Origin of the sequence: Pedococcus sp. (assembly GCF_036554925.1) — a bacterium.
Taxonomy (GTDB): domain Bacteria; phylum Actinomycetota; class Actinomycetes; order Actinomycetales; family Dermatophilaceae; genus Pedococcus_A.
Genome location: NZ_DATBMI010000173.1, coordinates 1 through 17596, shown reverse-complemented (window position 1 = coordinate 17596; position 17596 = coordinate 1). Strand labels below are relative to the sequence as shown.

General features: G+C 73.7%; 12 protein-coding genes. 7 read left to right on the top strand and 5 right to left on the bottom strand.

Annotation, left to right across the window (positions count from 1 at the left end):
- Positions 1-673, bottom strand: a 673-nt coding sequence (locus VIB11_RS13775) for an SDR family NAD(P)-dependent oxidoreductase (protein WP_332031806.1), incomplete at its 3' end; no start/stop codon positions are given.
- Between the two features lie 77 nt (positions 674-750).
- On the opposite strand from VIB11_RS13775, the gene VIB11_RS13770 reads away from it, so the two are divergent.
- The 4 genes from VIB11_RS13770 to VIB11_RS13755 are packed head-to-tail and all read left to right on the top strand — an operon-like array spanning position 751 to position 8350.
- Positions 751-3111, top strand: coding sequence for a bifunctional salicylyl-CoA 5-hydroxylase/oxidoreductase (locus VIB11_RS13770; RefSeq protein ID WP_332031805.1), 2361 nt, complete (start codon positions 751-753; stop codon positions 3109-3111).
- On the top strand, positions 3101-5251 hold the full coding sequence (locus tag VIB11_RS13765) for an acetate--CoA ligase family protein (RefSeq protein ID WP_332031804.1): 2151 nt from the start codon (positions 3101-3103) through the stop codon (positions 5249-5251). The genes VIB11_RS13770 and VIB11_RS13765 overlap by 11 nt, the downstream gene beginning before the upstream one ends.
- Before the next feature lies 1 nt (position 5252).
- Positions 5253-6818 (top strand): class I adenylate-forming enzyme family protein, encoded by a 1566-nt coding sequence (locus VIB11_RS13760; RefSeq protein WP_332031803.1) that lies wholly within the window; start codon positions 5253-5255, stop codon positions 6816-6818.
- Positions 6815-8350: an acyl-CoA mutase large subunit family protein gene (locus VIB11_RS13755; RefSeq protein ID WP_332031802.1), complete on the top strand. Its 1536-nt coding sequence runs from the start codon at positions 6815-6817 to the stop codon at positions 8348-8350. The genes VIB11_RS13760 and VIB11_RS13755 overlap by 4 nt, the downstream gene beginning before the upstream one ends.
- A gap of 9 nt (positions 8351-8359) precedes the next feature.
- Here the strand turns inward: VIB11_RS13755 and VIB11_RS13750 are convergent, their stop codons facing one another.
- On the bottom strand, positions 8360-9031 hold the full coding sequence (locus VIB11_RS13750) for an FHA domain-containing protein (protein WP_332031801.1): 672 nt from the start codon (positions 9029-9031) through the stop codon (positions 8360-8362).
- A gap of 50 nt (positions 9032-9081) precedes the next feature.
- Positions 9082-9882 carry a glycerophosphodiester phosphodiesterase gene (locus tag VIB11_RS13745; protein ID WP_332031800.1) on the bottom strand — a complete coding sequence of 267 codons (801 nt, stop codon included), beginning with the start codon at positions 9880-9882 and terminating at the stop codon, positions 9082-9084.
- Positions 9883-10239: 357 nt separating this feature from the next.
- Here VIB11_RS13745 and VIB11_RS13740 point away from each other — a divergent pair, with 357 nt between their 5' ends.
- The 3 genes from VIB11_RS13740 to VIB11_RS13730 all read left to right on the top strand — a co-directional run bounded on the left by VIB11_RS13740 (position 10240) and on the right by VIB11_RS13730 (position 13472).
- On the top strand, positions 10240-11214 hold the full coding sequence (locus VIB11_RS13740) for an ATP-grasp domain-containing protein (protein WP_332031799.1): 975 nt from the start codon (positions 10240-10242) through the stop codon (positions 11212-11214).
- A complete protein-coding gene (locus tag VIB11_RS13735; RefSeq protein ID WP_332031798.1) occupies positions 11211-12044 on the top strand; it encodes a hypothetical protein in 834 nt (277 codons plus the stop codon). The genes VIB11_RS13740 and VIB11_RS13735 overlap by 4 nt, the downstream gene beginning before the upstream one ends.
- Before the next feature lie 144 nt (positions 12045-12188).
- A complete protein-coding gene (locus tag VIB11_RS13730) occupies positions 12189-13472 on the top strand; it encodes a phosphotransferase (protein ID WP_332031797.1) in 1284 nt (427 codons plus the stop codon).
- A gap of 69 nt (positions 13473-13541) precedes the next feature.
- Here VIB11_RS13730 and VIB11_RS13725 read toward each other — a convergent pair whose 3' ends face one another.
- Positions 13542-15539: a serine/threonine-protein kinase gene (locus VIB11_RS13725; RefSeq protein ID WP_332031796.1), complete on the bottom strand. Its 1998-nt coding sequence runs from the start codon at positions 15537-15539 to the stop codon at positions 13542-13544.
- A 17-nt stretch (positions 15540-15556) separates the two neighbouring features.
- Entirely contained in the window at positions 15557-17380 is a 1824-nt protein-coding gene (locus tag VIB11_RS13720; protein ID WP_332031795.1) for a hypothetical protein, read from the bottom strand.
- Positions 17381-17596: the final 216 nt, after the last annotated feature.

The window sequence follows — 17596 nt, the reverse complement described above, 5'->3', positions numbered from 1 at the left end:
GCATCTCGTCGTACATCTTCTGCAGCCGCCCGGTGAGGAAGAGGCCGGGCGCCACCGCGTTGACGCGGATGCCGCGCGGGCCGACCTCGCGTGCGAGCCGGCGGGTGAGGCCGAGCACGGCGGCCTTCGACGCGGCGTACGGCACCCCGGTCACCGGCGAGGGTTGGCGGCCTCCGATCGAGGAGACGGTGACGACCGCGCCGCCCTGCCCCATCTGCGCGACGGCTGCCTGGGCGCAGTAGAAGGTGCCCTTGACGTTGACGTCGACGACGAGGTCGACATCCTCGGGGGCGATGTCCTCGACGGCCTTCGGCGTGCCCAGCGAGCCGCCGGCCAGCGTGACCAGCACGTCGAGCGAGCCGAGGTCGTCGCGGACCTGCGCCATGACGTCGGCGACGGCACGCTGGTCGCGCACGTCCACGGCATACCCCTTGGCCCCGGAGCCCGAGGAGCCGGCGTCCGAGGCGCCGGTCGAGAGGGCGGCGGCGGTCGCGTCGCAGGCGGCCTGGTCGAGGTCGACCACGGCCACCGCAGCCCCCTGCGTGGCGAAGCCCTCGCAGACCGCCCGGCCGATGCCGCCGGAGCCGCCCGTGACGACGGCGACCCGCCCAGCGAATCGGTCCGCGAAACGGTCGGCGAAACGGTCGGCGAGACGGTCCTGGCCCTGGCTCATCTTTCATACCGTTCTGTTGACGATCGTTTCCAGCGCAACATACTCTGGCCGTCGACCACTGGACAACAGGAGTGCCTGTGAAGATCGCTGTGATCGGCGGCGGCCCCGGAGGCCTGTACTTCTCCGCCCTCGCCAAGCAGCTCGGCCCGCACCACGAGATCACCGTCTGGGAGCGCAATGCCCCCGACGACACGTTCGGCTTCGGCGTGGTGTTCTCCGACGAGACCCTCGGCGGCATCGAGCACGCCGACCCGGCGGTCTACGCGGCGATGCAGCGCGAGTTCGCCCGCTGGGACGACATCGACGTCCACTACCGCGGCGAGGTCTTCACCAGCGGCGGTCACGGGTTCGCCGCGATGAGCCGCAAGCGCCTGCTCGAGATCCTCCAGGAGCGCTGCCGCGACCTCGGCGTCACGATGCACTTCCTCACCGAGGCGCCCGACGTCGAGGAGCTCTCGCGCACGCACGACCTCGTGCTCGCCTCCGACGGCCTCAACTCAGCGGTCCGCCGCCGCTACGAGGAGACCTTCCGCCCCACCCTCGACGTGCGCCAGTGCAAGTACATGTGGCTGGGCACCTCGAAGGTCTTCGACGCCTTCACGTTCCACATCCTCGACACCCCGCACGGCGTCATGCAGGTGCACGGCTACCCCTTCGACGACAAGGGCTCGACCTTCATCCTCGAGATGCACGAGGACGTCTGGCGTGCAGCGGGGTTCGACGCCTTCGCCGACCGCGAGTGGCGCCCCGGCGACTCCGACGAGAAGTCGATCGAGAAGGTCAAGGACCTCTGCGGCGACATCCTCGACGGCCACGACGTGATGGCCAACAACTCGCGCTGGATCTCCTTCACCACGATCCGCAACGAGAGCTGGCGGCATGACAACGTCGTGATCCTCGGCGACGCCGCGCACACCGCGCACTTCTCCATCGGGTCGGGCACCAAGCTCGCCATGGAGGACGCCCTCGCCCTCGCCGCCTGCCTGCACGAACACGACACCCTGGACCAGGCGCTGACCGCCTACGAGGCGGAGCGCAAGCCGGTGGTGCAGTCCACCCAGCGTGCCGCCCAGGCCAGCCTCGAGTGGTTCGAGAACCTCGGGCAGTACACCCACCAGGAGCCGGCCCAGTTCGCGTTCAACATCATGACGCGCAGCCGCCGGGTCACCCACGACAACCTCAGGGTGCGCGACCCCGAGTTCGTCGCCGGCATCGACGAGTGGTTCGCCGGGCAGGTCGAGGGCGGCCGGCCCGAGGCGCCGCCGATGTTCCAGCCGTTCCGGCTCGGTGAGCTCGAGCTCGCCAACCGGGTCGTCGTCTCCCCGATGGACATGTACGTCGCGCAGGGCGACGGCATGCCCACCGACTTCCACTTCGCCCACCTCGGCGGCAAGGCGCTCGGCGGCGCCGGCCTCGTCATGACCGAGATGGTCTGCGTCTCGGAGCAGGGCCGGATCACCCCGGGCTGCACCGGCATCTGGGACGACGCCCAGGAGCAGGCCTGGGCGCGCATCGTCGACTTCGTGCACCGCGACACCCCCGCCAAGATCGGCCTGCAGCTCGGTCACTCGGGCCGCAAGGGCTCGACGAAGCTGATGTGGGAGGGCATGGACCAGCCCCTCGAGCAGGACAACTGGGAGGTCATCTCCTGCTCCCCGCTGGCCTACCAGCCGGGCGTCAACCAGGTGCCGCGGGAGATGACCCACGCCGACCTGGCGGAGGTCAAGGCGCAGTTCGTCGACGCCGCCCGCCGGGGGGCCGACGCCGGCTTCGACCTGCTCGAGCTGCACTGCGCCCACGGCTACCTGCTCTCCTCGTTCATCTCGCCGCTGACCAACCAGCGCGACGACGAGTACGGCGGCAGCCTCGAGAACCGGCTCCGCTACCCGCTCGAGGTCTTCCGGGCGATGCGCGCGGTGTGGCCGTCCGAGCGACCCATGACGGCCCGCATCTCCGCCACCGACTGGGTCGAGGGCGGCATCGACGTCGACGACGCCGTGCAGATCGCCCAGGCGTTCAAGGACGCCGGCGCCGCGGCCATCGACGTCTCCACCGGCCAGGTCACGCCCGACGAGGCGCCCGCGTTCGGCCGGTCGTACCAGACGCCCTTCGCCGACGCGATCCGCAACCGGGTCGGCATCCCCACCATCGCGGTCGGCATCATCTCCTCCTGGGACGACGTGAACTCGATCGTGCTGGCGGGCCGGGCCGACCTGTGCGCCGTGGGCCGCGCCCACCTCTACGACCCGAGCTGGACGCTGCACGCCGCGGTCGAGCAGGACTACGACGGCCCGGGCGCGCAGTGGCCGATGCCGTGGCGCGCCGGCCGCCGGAAGCCGCAGGCCGGTCGCACCGACGGCCCCAAGCCGCGGCTGCAGCTGGTCCGTGAGGGCGCAACGGGCACCCGGCACGCCAGGTGGCGCCCGCATGACGCCTGAGCACGGCGCCCCCACCACGGGGCGTGACCCCCTTGCCGCCCTGTGGTCCGCCCGCAGCGTCGCCGTCGTGGGCGCCAGCGACAAGCCCGGCTCCCTCGGCCGGCTCCCGGTCGAGTTCCTCCAGCGTTACGGGTATGCCGGTCACATCCTTCCCGTGCGTCCGGACGGCGCGCCCGTGGCCGGGCTGCCGTCGCACGCCTCGCTGCGCGAGTGCGTGGAGCAGCACGGCCCGGTCGACCTCGCCATGGTGATGGTGGCCGCCCCGCGCGTGCTGGCGACCGTGCAGGACTGCGCGGCGGCCGGAGTGCCCGTGGCCGTGATCTGCACCAGTGGCTTCGCCGAGACCGGCGAGGCGGGTGCCGCCCTCCAGGACGAGGTGGTCCAGGCTGCCCGCGAGGGCGGCGTGCGGCTGGTCGGGCCCAACTGCATCGGCAGCGTGGGTGTGGCGACCGGCCAGGTCAGCTCGTTCTCCCCGCTGTTCTCCGGTGAGCGCACCGAGCTCGTGCCCGGTGACATCGGCTTCGTGAGCCAGAGCGGGGCGCTGGGCTACGGCGCCGTGTCACTGGCCTTCGAGCGGGGCCTCGGCCTCGGCTGGGTGGTCAACACCGGCAACGAGGCCGACGTCTCGGCGGTCGAGGTCATGCGGGCCCTGACTCTCGAGCCGGGCTGCCGGGGCCTGCTCGCCTACCTCGAGACGGTCGCGGACTTCGAGGGCCTGCGAGCCGTCGCGGCCGCCGGCACCCCCGTGGCGGTGCTCAAGGCGGGCCGTTCCGATGCCGGTGCCCGCGCGGCCGCCTCGCACACCGGTGCCCTCGCGGCGGGTGACCGGGTCGTCGACGCCGCCCTGCGACAGCTCGGCATCGTGCGCGTCGATGACGTCGACGAGCTGCTCGACGTGGGTGACGCCATGACGGCCCGGCAGCGGCCGACGGGTCGACGCGTCGCGGTGGTCACGACGTCCGGCGGCTCCGGCATCCTCGCCGCCGACGCCCTCGAGGCCCACGGGCTCGAGGTGGCCGTCCTGTCACCGGAGACCCTTCGCGTGCTCGACGAGATCGTCCCGGCGTTCGGCTCCACCGCGAACCCGGTCGACGTCACCGCCTCGGTGATGAGCAACGCCAGCCTCTTCGACCGCGCCCTCGACGTCATCGCCGACGACCCGGGCGTCGACGTCATCGTCGCCTGTTTCTGCGTCCTCACCGGCAAGGACGTCGACGACGTCGTGGCGAGCCTGGCGCGGGTGGCGGAGCGGTCCGGCACACCGGTCATCGCCGTCCGCACGGGTGCGGACCACCTGGCCCCGGACGCCGGAGCGCAGATGCGTGCGGCCGGGATCCCCTGCTACCCCACACCTGCTCGTGCAGTCCGCGCGGCGGCGGCCCTGGTCCAGTTCTCCGCCGAGCGCCCGTCGGCGCCTGCCCCGGTTCGCCTGTCCGGCGGGCCTGCCGGGTATGCCGCCGAGGCGGTGCCGAGCACCGGTGCCAGTGAGCAGGAGATGAAGGAGCTGCTGGCCGCCGCGGGCGTCCCCGTGCCCGGCGGCCGCGTGGCCACCTCGGCGCAGGATGCCCGCAAGGCCGTCGCAGAGGTCGGCGGCCGCGCGGTGTTCAAGGCCGTCGTGCCTGGGCTGCTGCACAAGAGCGACGCCGGGGGCGTCATCGTCGGCGTGACCGCCGAGGACGCGGGCGCGGCCTGGGACAAGGTCGCCGCGCTCGGCGGAGAGGTGCTCGTCGAGGAGCTCGTCCCCGGCGGCGTCGAGGCGCTCGTGGGTGTCTCGCCCTCGCCGCTCGGTCCGGTGCTGGCCGTGGGCGTGGGTGGCGTGCTCACCGAGGTGTTGCACGACGTGGCACTGCGGGTGCTGCCGGTCGACCGGGACGACGTCGAGGCCATGGTCGACGAGACCCGGCTCGGCGCCCTGCTCTCGGGTGTCCGCGGCGCTGCCCCGGCCGACCGCGAGGCCCTCGTCGCGGCCGTGCTCCGCGTCTGCGACCTGGTCGAAGGGTGGCCGGCCGGCTTCGAGCTCGACCTCAACCCCGTCACGGTGCTCGAGTCCGGCCGCGGGGTGCGCGTGCTCGACGCGGCCTACGTCGCGCCCACCGACCCGAGCGACCCGAGCGCCCCGATCCTGCGCCAGGAGGCCTGACATGGACATCGGCACACTCGTCACGCGCGCCGCCCAGCGCTTCGGTGACCGGGTCGCGGTGGAGGGCCCCGACGCAGACCGCACCTTCGCCGAGCTCGGCGACCGGGTCACCCGCATCGCGAGCGGTCTTCTCGCGCAGGGCCTGCGACCCGGAGACCGGGTGCTCGACCTGCAGCGCAACTCCACGGCATACCTCGAGACCGACCTGGCCATCCGCGCGGCCGGGCTGGTCCGCGCCGCCCTCAACCACCGCCTGCACCCCAGCGACTGGGAGCGGATCGCCAACGACTCCGGCGCCCGCGGCCTGGTCTACGACCCGGCTTTCGAGGAGCAGACCGAGGCCCTCCGCGGCGGCATCGACGTCGTCGTGTGCACCGGCGACGGGCCGGGGCTCCCGCTCGAGAGGCTCATCGCCGAGGCGCCGTCGGGCCGCATCCCCGCCCGGGAGCCGGACGCCCTGTGCGGCCTGCACTACTCCTCGGGCACCACCGGGCACCCCAAGGGAGCGCAGCGCACCCATCGCAACTGGATGGCCTCGGTCGTGAACATGACCCAGGACGTGCTCGGCGGCCCGCCCGGCGCGGACGACTGCTACGTCCACGCAGGACCGATCACCCACACGTCCGGCCTGTTCGTGCTGCCGTTCCTCGTCGCTGGCGCGCGGCAGGTCATCCAACCGGCTTGGGACCCGGACGAGTTCGTCGCCGCCGTGCGCGAGCGCGGCGCCACGCACACCGCCGTCGTGCCGACGATGGTCGCCCGGCTGCTCGCCTCCGGCGCCGACCGAGACGCCCTGCGCGGGCTGAAGATGCTCGGCTACGCCGGCGCGCCGATGCCCCCGGAGCAGATGCGGCAGGCCCACGAACGGCTGACGCCGAACCTCGTGCAGTACTACGGGCTGGTCGAGGCGATCCCGCCCGTCACCGTGCTCGACGCCGCCGACCACGCGCGCGGCCTGGCGGGCGAGACCGAGCTGCTGACCTCCGCCGGCCGCCCCGCGCTCGGCGTCGAGATCGCGGTCGTCGACGGGGAGGGCCGCGAGGTGCCGCCCGGCGAGACCGGCGAGGTCGTCACGCGAGGCGACCACGTCATGGCCGGCTACTTCAACGCCGCGCAGCGCACCGACCTGTCCAAGGCGGTCGTCGACGGATGGCTGCACACCGGCGACCTCGGCCGGATGAGCGCCGACGGCCACCTGTGGCTGGTCGACCGCAAGGGCGACATGATCATCAGCGGCGGCTACAACATCTACCCCCGCGAGGTCGAGGAGGTCATCGCCGAGGTGCCGTCCGTCGCCGAGGTCGCCGTCGTGGGCGTGGCCGACCAGGACTGGGGACAGCGGGTCGTCGCGCTCGTGACCGCTCGGCCGGGCGCGAGCGTCGACACGGACACGGTGATGGCGCACTGCCGCGAGCGGATGGCGTCCTACAAGAAGCCCAAGGAGGTGCGGGTGGTGACCGAGTTCCCGCTCAACTCCACCGGCAAGATCGCCAAGAAGGTGCTGCGCGCACAGCTCGACGCGGAGAGCGCGGCGGGCGGCCACAGCACCGTGGAGGTGGCGCGGTGAGGGGCGAGGACCCCCGGCTCAAGACGGACTACGCCCCCGAGGGTGCCGAGCACCCGGGCGAGTTCCCCTACACCAGAGGGGTTTCCGCCGAGCCCAAGCCGTGGATCATGGGGCAGTACGCCGGCTTCGGCACGCCGCGGGAGTCCAACGAGCGCTTCCGCCGGCTCCTCGATGCCGGCGTCACCGGGTTCTCGGTGGCGATGGACCTGCCCACCCAGATGGGCATCGACAGCGACGACCCGCGGGCGGCCGGCGAGGTCGGGCGGGTCGGCGTGGCCATCGACAGCCTCGCCGACATCGAGATCCTCATGGACGGCATCCCACTGGAGAAGATCAGCCAGGTCCGCACGACGGCCAACTCCATCGGCTACATCTGGGCGGCGCTGTTCATCGCCCTGGCCGAGAAGCGCGACGTCTCCCCCAACGAGTTCGGCATGTTCATCCAGAACGACGTGCTCAAGGAGTTCATCGCCCGCGGCACCCAGATCTTCCCGCCCGAGCCGTCGCTGCGCCTGGCCGTCGACTGCATCGAGTACTGCGCCGAGCACGTCCCCAACTGGACGCCGCTGGCCATGAGCGGCTACCACATCCGCGAGTCGGGGGCCTCGGCCACGCAGGAGATCGCGTTCACCTTCGCCAACGCCCGTGCCTACCTCGACGAGTGCGTGCGCCGCGGGGTGTCCGTCGACGCCGTGGCGCCGACGCTGTTCACCTTCCTCGCGATCACCACCGACGTGCTGCAGGAGGTCGCGAAGTTCCGCGCGGCCCGGCGCGTGTGGGCCCGGCTGATGCGCGACCACTACGGCGCCCAGGACCCGCGCAGCCACCAGCTGCGGATCTTCGCCTTCACCGCCGGCTCGTCGCTCACGGCGCAGCAGCCGCTCAACAACGTCGTGCGCGCCTCCGTCGAGGCCACCGCCGCCGCCCTGGCCGGCGTGCAGACGATGCACGTCTCCGCCTACGACGAGGCGCTCGGCGTGCCCACCGAGTCGGCCGCCACGCTGGCGCTGCGCACCCAGCAGGTGGTCGCCTTCGAGACCGGCCTCACCACGACAGTGGACCCCCTGGCGGGGTCGTATGCCGTCGAGCAGCTCACCGACGAGCTCGAGTCCTCGATCTGGCACCTCCTGGAGCACATCGAGGTGCGCGGCGGCGCCCTGGCGTGCATCGAGTCCGGCGAGTTCGCCCGCGAGCTCAGCGACGCGGCATACCGGCACACCCTGACGGTGGAGTCCGGTGACCGGGTGGTCGTGGGGGTCAACCGTTTCCCTGCGGCCGCCGAGCCGCTGGAGGTGTTCCGCATCGACCCGGCGTCGGAGGCCGAGCAGGTCAAGGCGGTGCAGGAGGTGCGGGCACGCCGCGACGGTGCCGCGGTGGACGCGGCCCTCAGACGGCTGCGCGCGGACGTCACCGCGGGCCGCTCGGTCATGCCGGCGACCGTCGAGGCGGTCAAGGCCTACGCCACGATCGGGGAGGTCGTCGACGTGCTGCGCGAGGCGCACGGCGGGTGGGTGCCCAGCGCCGCGTTCTGAGGCACCCGGCTACAGGTCGCGGCGGGTGATGATGCCCAGCGCGAACGCGCGCTCGACCAGCTTGACCCGTTTCTGGTTCTGCGGCAGGTCCTCGATGTGGAACTTCTGGAAGAGCGTGCGCAGGTGGGTCTTGACGGCGTCCACGCTCAGGAAGACCTCGGCGGCGACCTGCAGGTTCGACGCGGGCGTGGCGTACGGGGTGTCCTGCTTGTACGGCCGGCAGAGGGCGATGAGGATCTGGCGCTGCGTGGCGGACAGGGACGCCACGGTGAGGACCTCGTCCTGCACCGTCGTCAGCTGCGAGGTCCGTCCCCGCACGTCACGGAAGCTGAAGGTGGTCTCACCGAGGACGAGGGTGTCGCCGTCATGCAGCCGGCGCCGGCCGCTGACCCGTTCCCCGTTGAGGAAGGTCCCGTTGCGCGAGAGCCCGTCGTCGACGACCGTCCAGTGCTGCCCGACCCGGTCGAGCTGCGCGTGCACCCGGGAGACCCTCTCGTCCCAGGGGAGGCGCAGGTCGCACCCGGACCCACGGCCGATGGTCAGCGACGAGAGTGGCTCGAGGGAGACGACCTGCCGCGCACCCTCGGCGTCGCGGTAGAGCAGCGACGAGCCCTCCGCCCACGAGTCGGTGGCCCGTGCGGCGCTCTCCCCCGGCTGGGGCCCGGGCTGGTGACCGGTCATACCCGACCATGCTCCATCCGCCCACGATACGGCGTGCGCCTCGCCAGGGGTCAGCATGCGGCGAGCCCGTCTGGCGCCGGGGCGGGGCCGACCCGAAGGGCCTCTCGGGCGAGGACGACATCGTCGGTGATGACCGCGTCGACACCCCACCCCGCTACCCGGCGCAGGTCGTCGCGACCGTTGACGGTCCAGACGACGACGCCGACGCCGAGGTGTCGAGCCAGGCGCACGGCGTGCGGGGCCCGCCGCAGGGTGTCCAGGCCGAGGTGCACCTCGGCGTGGCCCTCCTCCACCGCGTGCCGCAGCACGACGTGGGCCGGCACCCCGCGCGGGCCGAGCAGCGCGGTCCGGAGCGGCCGGCCGGGCAGCGCCACGGCCCAGCGGGCCCCCATCTGGTCGAGCAGCGCCCAGTCGAACGACGAGACCGTCACCTCGGTCTCCGGTCCTGCGCCGGCCAGGGCCTCGACCACGGCGGCCACGGTCCGCCCTGCCGTCAGTGCGTCCGCGACCGGCTTGAGCTCGACCACCAGCCGGCACGGGCCCGCCCTCCGCACCGCCGCCAGCACCTGCTCCAGCGTCGCCACGGGCTCACCTGCCCGCCGCGCCGCACGGCGCAGGTCGGGCAGGGTGTGGCGGACGACGGTGAGCGCGTCGCCGAGGGCGGTGCGCATCGAGGGGTCGTGGCTGCAGACCAGCGCGCCGTCGCCGGTGAGCCGGACGTCGACCTCGACGCCGTCGGCACCCCGCGCCAGGGCGGCCTCGACCGCCCGCACGGTGTTCTCCCGGCGCTGCGGGCCGGGAGCGCCGCGGTGGCCGATGACCTGCACCGGCGTGACGCGTGTCGTGTCCATGGTGACCCTCCTCGGTCCTGACGGGGCCGGTCCGGGCTGCGGGCCGACCCTGGTTCGACGGTCCCGCCACGGCGCCGTCCCCACCAGCCGCCCCAGGGGTGGGGCCAGCCCCTCGAAGGGTGAGTCCCGGCCACCCCTGGGTGGTGACCGGGCTGTGCCGCGATGGGGGCGGGGGTGCACCGGTATGCCGCGCGCCGCATACCGGTGCTCCACACCCACCAAGGTGGGGATCGACCACACCCCGGGCGCGCCCACCCCGCACCTTGGGTGCCTGCCGGCGCGGGCCACGCGGCGGGACTCTCGAGGGGTCGGCAAGGACGCCGGCGAGAACCCGAAAGCAGGAACCAGGTGGACGACATGTCAGCTCCGAGCCGGACCGAGACGCGGCGCAGCTCCTTCTCCTCCGTGATGCAGACGATCACGGGCCCGGCCCTCACCCGGCCGACGCGCCTGTGCTTCATCGTCGAGGAGAAGTACGAGACCGACGCCATGCCGGGCGTGGTCGCCGACGTGCTTCGGGCCTGGGGCCACGAGGTCGACATCCTGCGGCCGCGCACCCAGCTCACCGACCTCGACGCGCTTCTCGGCAAGGCCTACGACGCGTTCGTCCTCAAGACCGTCTCCGGCGGGCCCGGCCTGAGCATCCTCGAGGCGGTCGCCGCCGCCGGCGCCACCACCCTCAACGACCACAAGGCGATCCGCCTGGCCCGCGACAAGGCGGTGGCCGCGAGCCGCACCCGCGCCGCCGGCATCCCGTTCCCCACGACGTTCTTCGCCTCCCGCGCCCAGGTGCTGGTCCAGACCCCGCGCGAGATGTACCCGTTGGTCGTCAAGCCCAACAACGGCAGCTCGTGCGAGCAGATCCTGCGGGTCGACTCGCCGGAGGAGCTCGCCGAGCTCGACATCGACGACAGCGGCTTCCTGCTGGTCCAGCCCTACCTGCCCAACCCCGGCTACGACGTGAAGCTCTACAACACCGGCGAGGAGGTCTTCGCCGCCGTCCGCCGCTCGCCGCTGCACCCCGGCGAGGACGTCGTCGAGGAGCTGATCCCCGTGACCGACGAGCTGCGCGAGATCGCGCTGGCCGTGGGCGAGGCGTTCGGCCTCGACATCTACGGCGTCGACGTGGTCGAGACCGAGGACGGCTGGGTCGTCCTGGACGTCAACGACTTCCCCAGCTTCGGCGGCATCCCGGACGCTGCCGAGCGCCTGGCCCGCTCGGTGCTGCGGATGGCCCACCGCGCCGCCGGCACCGCCGCCGCATCTACGCCAGAGACCGGATCCGCCACCCCCGCCGCCCGCACTACCCTCGCCATGGAGGTCTCGGCATGAAGATCTGCCTGCTCGCCGACGGCACCCCCAAGCCCGTCCTCGCGGCCGTCATGGACGCGCTGGCCCAGCAGCACGAGGTCAGCGTCTGGAGTCCCGCTGCGGCCGAGGCCCCCGGCTCGCCGTGGCACCCCGGCCCCCCAGCCGACGTCTACCTCCTGAAGTCGCGCACCCCCGAGGCCCGGGCCCTGGCCCACAGCGCCGAGTGGGCGGGCGCGGTGGTCCTCAACAGCCCCGCGGCCACCTCGGCGGTACTCGACCGCTGGGCCATGTCCACGATGCTCGACCTGGCCGGCGTCCCGGCGCCCCGAACGTGGGCCTTCCCCTCGCTGTCGCTGATGGCGCGCGACGCCCTGGCCCGGCACATCCTGCCCTGGCCCCTGGTCGTCAAGAGCCGCACGAGCGGCCGGGGAGACCTCGTGACCCTCGTGCGCGACATCGGCGACCTGCTCGCGCTCGTTCCCGAGTGGGGTGACGAGCCGGTGGTCGCGCAGGAGTTCATCGACAACGACGGCTTTGACATCAAGGTCTGGGTGATCGGCGGAGAGCTGTCGGCGGCCCGGCGCCCGGGTGCCCTGGAGGTGGTCGACAAGTCCTCCGACGTGGCGCTCGACCCGGAGCGGATGCCGGCGGAGTGGTCCAGCACCGCGCTGGCGGCCGGGGCAGCCCTCGGCCTCGAGCTGTTCGGCGTCGACCTGCTGGTCACCGACCGGGGCCCGAAGGTCATCGACGTCAACGCCTTTCCCGGGTTCGGCGCGGCCACCGATCCGGCCGGCTCGATGCTCCGGCTCGTCGAGCGACACACCACCGCCACCCTGTCCCCCACTGCCTGACCGCCCGCCCACCGCAAGGACCGATCGCCGATGACCACCACCCCGTCCCCGACGAGCCCCACCACGACTGGCCCCACCACGACTGGCCCCACCACGACTGGCCCCACCACGACTGGCCCCACCACGACATGGACCCCGACCACCGTGGCCGCGCTGCTCGAGGCCTCACTCGCCACCGAGCCCGGTCACCCGGCGCGGCCCGCCCTGACCTACCTGCGGCGCAAGCCGGGTCGCGGCATGGTCGCGGTGTTCGGCACCACCGGGCGCGACGCCATCTACACGGTGACGGTGGACGAGGCCGCCATGGCCCACGACGTCGCCGACGCGACGGGCGTGACGATCGAGCGTTTCCCCGCCGACCAGCGGCTCGGCCACCTCAACGAGGTCATGGCGCCCACCGCCGCGTCGCCGGTGTGGCAGGCGCTGCGGGACGCGGCCGCCCGCGCCGTCGGGGAGCCCTCGGGGCGGGACTGGACCGTCGTGGACGTCGTGGCCACGCCGGTGCGCTACAAGCCCGGCGACCGCTGCGTGGTGAGGTATGCCGTGCACGCCGACGACGAGGACGGCCACCGCCACGTGGTCACCGTCGTGGGCAAGCTCTACGGCGACCTGGAGGAGGCTGCCGGCGCCGCCGACCTCATGGAACGGCTGTGGGCCGCGCAGGACGGCGAGGCGTGGACCGCCCGTCCCCTGTCCCTTGCCGCGCCCGTGCCGCTGCTCCTCGCGGAGGACCTCGGCAGCCGCCACTCCGAGCCGCCGGCCCTGCCGGGCACCGAGGTGGTGCGGTTCGGCGCCGACCTGCCCGTCGAGGGGATCCGCCGATCGGCGCGTGCCCTCGCCGACCTGCACACCTCCGCGACCGCCCGGCCGGACACCCCGCTGCGCCCGGGGGCGGCCGAGGCGGCCAAGGCCGCCAAGCGGGCCGTCACGGTGGGGTCCTACGTTCCCGCGCTGGCCGCGGAGGCCGAGCGGGTGGCGGCCTCGGTCGGCGCAACCCTGACGGCCACCTCGCCCGAGACGCTGCGGCCGACCCACGGGTCGTACAAGCCGAGCCAGCTGCTCTTCCGCGGCGGAGCCGCCGTCGTCGTCGACTTCGACCAGTTCGCCCTGGCCGACGCGGCCCTCGACGTCGGCTACTTCCTCGCCTACCTCCGCCCGCCCGGCCTGTGGTACCACCGCGCGGGCACCCGGGCGTGGTTCGAGGCTGCCGCCGAGGCCTTCCTCACCGCCTACGACGAGCGGATGGCGGAGCGCGGGGTGGACGCGGGGGAGCGAGCGGGCATCCTGCACCGCAGCCACGGCTACGAGGCCGCCCTGCTGCTCAAGGTCGCGGCGCGGCGGGCCAACCGCCTGCACAGCCCGCGGCCCGGCGAGGTCGCGGCGATGCTCGCGGAGATCACCACCTGCGTCGAGGCCGCCCGGAGCTGAAGCGCCGCCGAGCACCGGGGCCAACCTGGCGTGGCCAGGCGTGGTCCGCCGTGGACGTGCGTGGCGGGCTCACCCGGGGAACGCGATGCTGTCGCGGATCGCCACGAGGGTCGGGCGCTCCCCCTCGAAGCCGTCGGAGGGCGCGAAGAGGACGAACATCGCCACCCCGCTGGGGTGGAGCACCACGTCGACGACCGAGTACAGCCGGGTGCCCGGAGCCTGGGGGTCCGACAACGTGGCCTCGAACTCATGGCCGGGGAGACCACCGATCCGAGGCTGCTGGTGGGTGGAGCCGAGGTCGACCTTGACCAGGCCGGCCTGGGCGAGCTGGTTGGTGACGAACTCCCGCAGCTCCTCGGTGGACTCGCCGGGCGCACTGCCCTGGGTGGTGGCATACACGCCGCGGGCGTCCTCTGGCCGGGAGGCGAGGACCTCTCGCGGCTGCGCCCAGGGGTCGGACTCGCCGTCGACGAAGACCGTGCGCATGGCGTCGGGCGCCGGGGAGATGACCACGTTGATGCCCTCCTCGGCGGGCGTCCAGCTCTCGGGGTGGCGCAGCGAGAACTGGATCAGGGCGGTCTGGCTGGCGAAGGCCTTCGTGCCCTCGGGACGGGACTGCAGCCAGAGCACCGTCGCCACCCCGGCGAGGACGAGCACGAGCACCGCCACCGCGAGCAGGACCCACCGCCCCCGGCGCGGCGACGCCGGGGCGGGGGCGACGAGCGCGGCCGGTTGCTCCTGCTGCCACTCCTCGTCAGGGGCCGCCGCCGCCCACTCCTCGCCCGGACCCGGCGCCCACTCCTCCTCCTCGGGCGCCCACTCCTCAGCGGCGACACTGTCATCCGTCTCGTCGTCCGCGGGGACCGGCTCGTCCCCGGCCCCGTCCCAGCCTGCCCACGAAGCGGGCTCGTCCACCTCCTCGAGGTCCTGCAGGTCGTCGAGGTCGGGCTGGCCGGGCTGCGCGACCCCGGGCCCGCCGGTGGCCGCGGCCCCCGGTGGAGCGAGGGCCCCCGGCGGCAGGGAGGGATGCGAGACCCATCCGACCGTCTCGTCACCGCCTGGGCCGGCGGTCCGCGCCGAACCGGGCTGTGGCCCACCCGGTGCGGGCGTGGTGCTCGTCTCCCCCGTGGTGGGGTCGTCGGGCACCACCCCGCCACCGCGATGGCGGGCGACCGGCACGCCGGCTCCGGCGGCGGACAGGTCGGTATCGCGGCTGAGCGCGTCCTCGAGGTCGCGCACGAGGTCGCGGCACGAGTCGTAGCGGTCCTCCGGTGCCTTGGCCATGGCCCGTGCCACCACCGCGTCGACGGCGGGCGAGAGCTCCGACCGGATCGCCGACACCGGTGGGGGGTGCTCCACGAGGTGGGCCCAGAGCACGGCGGCGTCGTCGTCGCGGCTGAACGGCAGCCGCCCGGTGAGGCACTCGTAGAGGACGCATCCGAGGGCGTAGATGTCGGTGGCCGGCCCGACCGGGGCCCCCTGGATCTGCTCGGGCGAGACGTAGTCGACGGTGCCGAGGAAGTGGCCGGTGCCGGTGAGCGAGCCGGAGAGCGACGACGTGCGCTTGGTCAGGCCGAAGTCGGTGAGGTAGACGTGGTCGGGGTGGGCGTGCCCGGAGTGCTCGGTCACCGAGGTGATGAGGATGTTGCCGGGCTTGACGTCCCGGTGGACGAGCCCGAGCACGTGGGCGGCGTCGAGGGCGTCGCCGATCTGCACGAACAGCCGCATCACCCGCGCCGGGGGCAGGGGCGCCTCGTGGCTGATCAGGCCCTTGAGGTCGGTGCCGGGCACGTAGCGCATCGCGATGAACAGGTGGCCCCCCGACTCGCCGGCCTCGTAGATGGGCACGATGTTGGGGTGGTCGAGGGAGGCGGCCAGGCGCGACTCCCGGATGAACCGCTGCTGGAACTGCTCGTTCTCCGCGAGCGACGGGGAGAGGAGCTTGAGCGCCACCTTGCGGCCGAGCCGGGTGTCCTCGGCGCGGTAGACCACCGCCATCCCCCCGCGGCCGATGACGGACTCGACGCGGTAGCCGGCGATCTCAGTCCCGGCGTCGAACTCGGCCACGGGTCCCCCTCTCCCGCCTACTCGACCGGCGCACCGCACCACCCGCAGAACTGGTGCTGGGGCGCGAGCCGGCCGCCGCACGTGGTGCAGTAACGCACCTGGCCGCTCAGGGCGGACGGCTGCTCACCGGGGGCCGCCGCCACCGAGCCGGCTGGTTGGCCGCCCGTCACGGGCTTCTGGTCCGGGCGCTGCCGCAGGGCCGAGGCCTGGCTGGGCGCGGAGCGCGCCTGCTGACCGGCCCCGACGGGTGCCCCGGGCTGAGCGTGTCGTGGCGCCTGGCCGGGACCGGCGGCGTTCTGGCGCGCTCCGGGCGGCACCGGCGAGGCGGGTCGCGGGGCAGCCTGGGAGCCCGGCCCCGGGGAGGCAGGCCGCGGCACAGCCTGCGAGGGCGGTCGAGCCCCCGTGGCACCGGTCCGGGGGGTCGCCGGCCCCGGTCTCGATGCGGCCGAGGCCGCCGCGACGCCACCCGCGGGTGACCCCACCGTGGCCGGCACCGGTGCCCGGGGCGGCCTCGGACCAGCGGCCGCGGCCGCCGGCTCAGGGCCGGTGGCGCGCCGGCGCGAGCGGCGGAGCGTCAGCAGCACGCCGGCTGCGCCGAGGGCGACGATGAGCGCCGCCGCGCCACCGATGAGCGCCCAGGGCAGGTCCGCGCCGCCGGTTGCCGCGGCGGCGGTTGCGGTCCTGGTCGCCGACGGCCTCCCCCGCCCCGCTGCCACCTCGGCCTTGGCCACGGCCAGGTTGGCGGTGGCGAGGGCATGGCCCGGGAAGAGCTTGACGGACTCCTGGAGGCCGGTGAGCGACGCGGCGTACTCCTTGTTCTTGTAGTGGTGCATCGCGGTCTCGAAGAACTGGTCGACCGAGCCGTTGCGCGGCGTGACGCGTGCCTTCTCGAGCACCGCCCTCAGCTCGTCGAGGCCGACGAGGTCCGGGGCCGCCTGCGCCGACGACGGAGCCCGGGGCAGCAGCCCGATGGCGGCGCCCTTGTCGTCGATGACGGGTCCGCCGGCGAAGGACGGGTTGCGGGCGAACATCGCCGCGAGCTTCTGCGACGCCTCGGCCTCGACCGGCTTCAGGTCGGTGGTCTTGAGCACCGCGGCCCCGGGCGTGGCGAGGTGCTGGTCGATGGAGACCGCGGGGTTGCCGGGGCCCGGGATGCCGTCGAAGCCGAGCACGCCGAGGGCGTAGGTGTTGGCGACGCTTCGGGCGACGCCCACCGTCGGCCAGCTGTTGGCGCCGCGCACGCGCAGCACGGCGACGTCGTCGGTGCTGCTCAGCACCTCGGCCCGCACCGCGCCGTAGCGCTGCTGAGAGGTGACGTTGGGGTAGACGACGAGGTCGAGGCGGGCCTTGACGATGCAGCCGCCCGCGTCGTTGATCTTGTGTGGCGGGTAGCAGCCCTGCAGCCGCTGCTGGGTGCGGTCGTCGGCGGGCCCGACCCGCTGCTGGGCGAACGGGTCGGTCGGCAGCTTCGTGCCGTAGGCCCTGCGGAACGCCTGGTTGGCGGCGAACACCTTGGCGCGCTCGAGGTCGGCGGCGACGGCGCTGCCGGTCGTGACGATCCCGCCCGTCGGGTCGACGGTGAAGCCGCTGGCCCGCCCGAGGACCGGGTTCCACGTGCTGTTGTGCACGCCGATGTGCACCCCGGCCTCGTCGGCCGTGGTGCGGTGCTCGATGAGCGAGACCTCCACGACGGCGCGGGTCTCGACGACCACGACCCCGGGGGCCGCGCGCTCGATCGGCGTGGGGTGCGTGTGCCCGCGGGCAGGCTGCACGGCCACCACGATGGCGGCGGTCGTCACAGCAGCGGCGAGCAGGAGGCGTCGATTCCGGTGACCAGTCATGTCGTGCTCCGCAGGTGCCGAGGCCGGCCCTGCCCTCGCGGCAGCACCACCCCCCGACCCTCCATGGAATCCCCGGCGCGAGGGGGGTGTCAACGGTCGATCCGCGTATGGCCCCGGCTCACCGGTACTCCTTCTGCCGGACCGGCGACGGTTCGCCCAGCAGCGTGAGGGCGAGCCGCACCCGCTCCGGCTTGGCCTGCCGCCAGCTGCGCGCAG

Coding starts and splice junctions, on each gene's coding strand:
- VIB11_RS13765 (WP_332031804.1), top strand. CDS start 3,101: ATGACGCCTGAGCACGGCGCCCCCACCACGGGGCGTGACCCCCTTGCC.
- VIB11_RS13760 (WP_332031803.1), top strand. CDS start 5,253: ATGGACATCGGCACACTCGTCACGCGCGCCGCCCAGCGCTTCGGTGAC.
- VIB11_RS13750 (WP_332031801.1), bottom strand. CDS start 9,031: ATGACCGGTCACCAGCCCGGGCCCCAGCCGGGGGAGAGCGCCGCACGG.
- VIB11_RS13745 (WP_332031800.1), bottom strand. CDS start 9,882: ATGGACACGACACGCGTCACGCCGGTGCAGGTCATCGGCCACCGCGGC.
- VIB11_RS13740 (WP_332031799.1), top strand. CDS start 10,240: ATGTCAGCTCCGAGCCGGACCGAGACGCGGCGCAGCTCCTTCTCCTCC.
- VIB11_RS13735 (WP_332031798.1), top strand. CDS start 11,211: ATGAAGATCTGCCTGCTCGCCGACGGCACCCCCAAGCCCGTCCTCGCG.
- VIB11_RS13720 (WP_332031795.1), bottom strand. CDS start 17,380: ATGACTGGTCACCGGAATCGACGCCTCCTGCTCGCCGCTGCTGTGACG.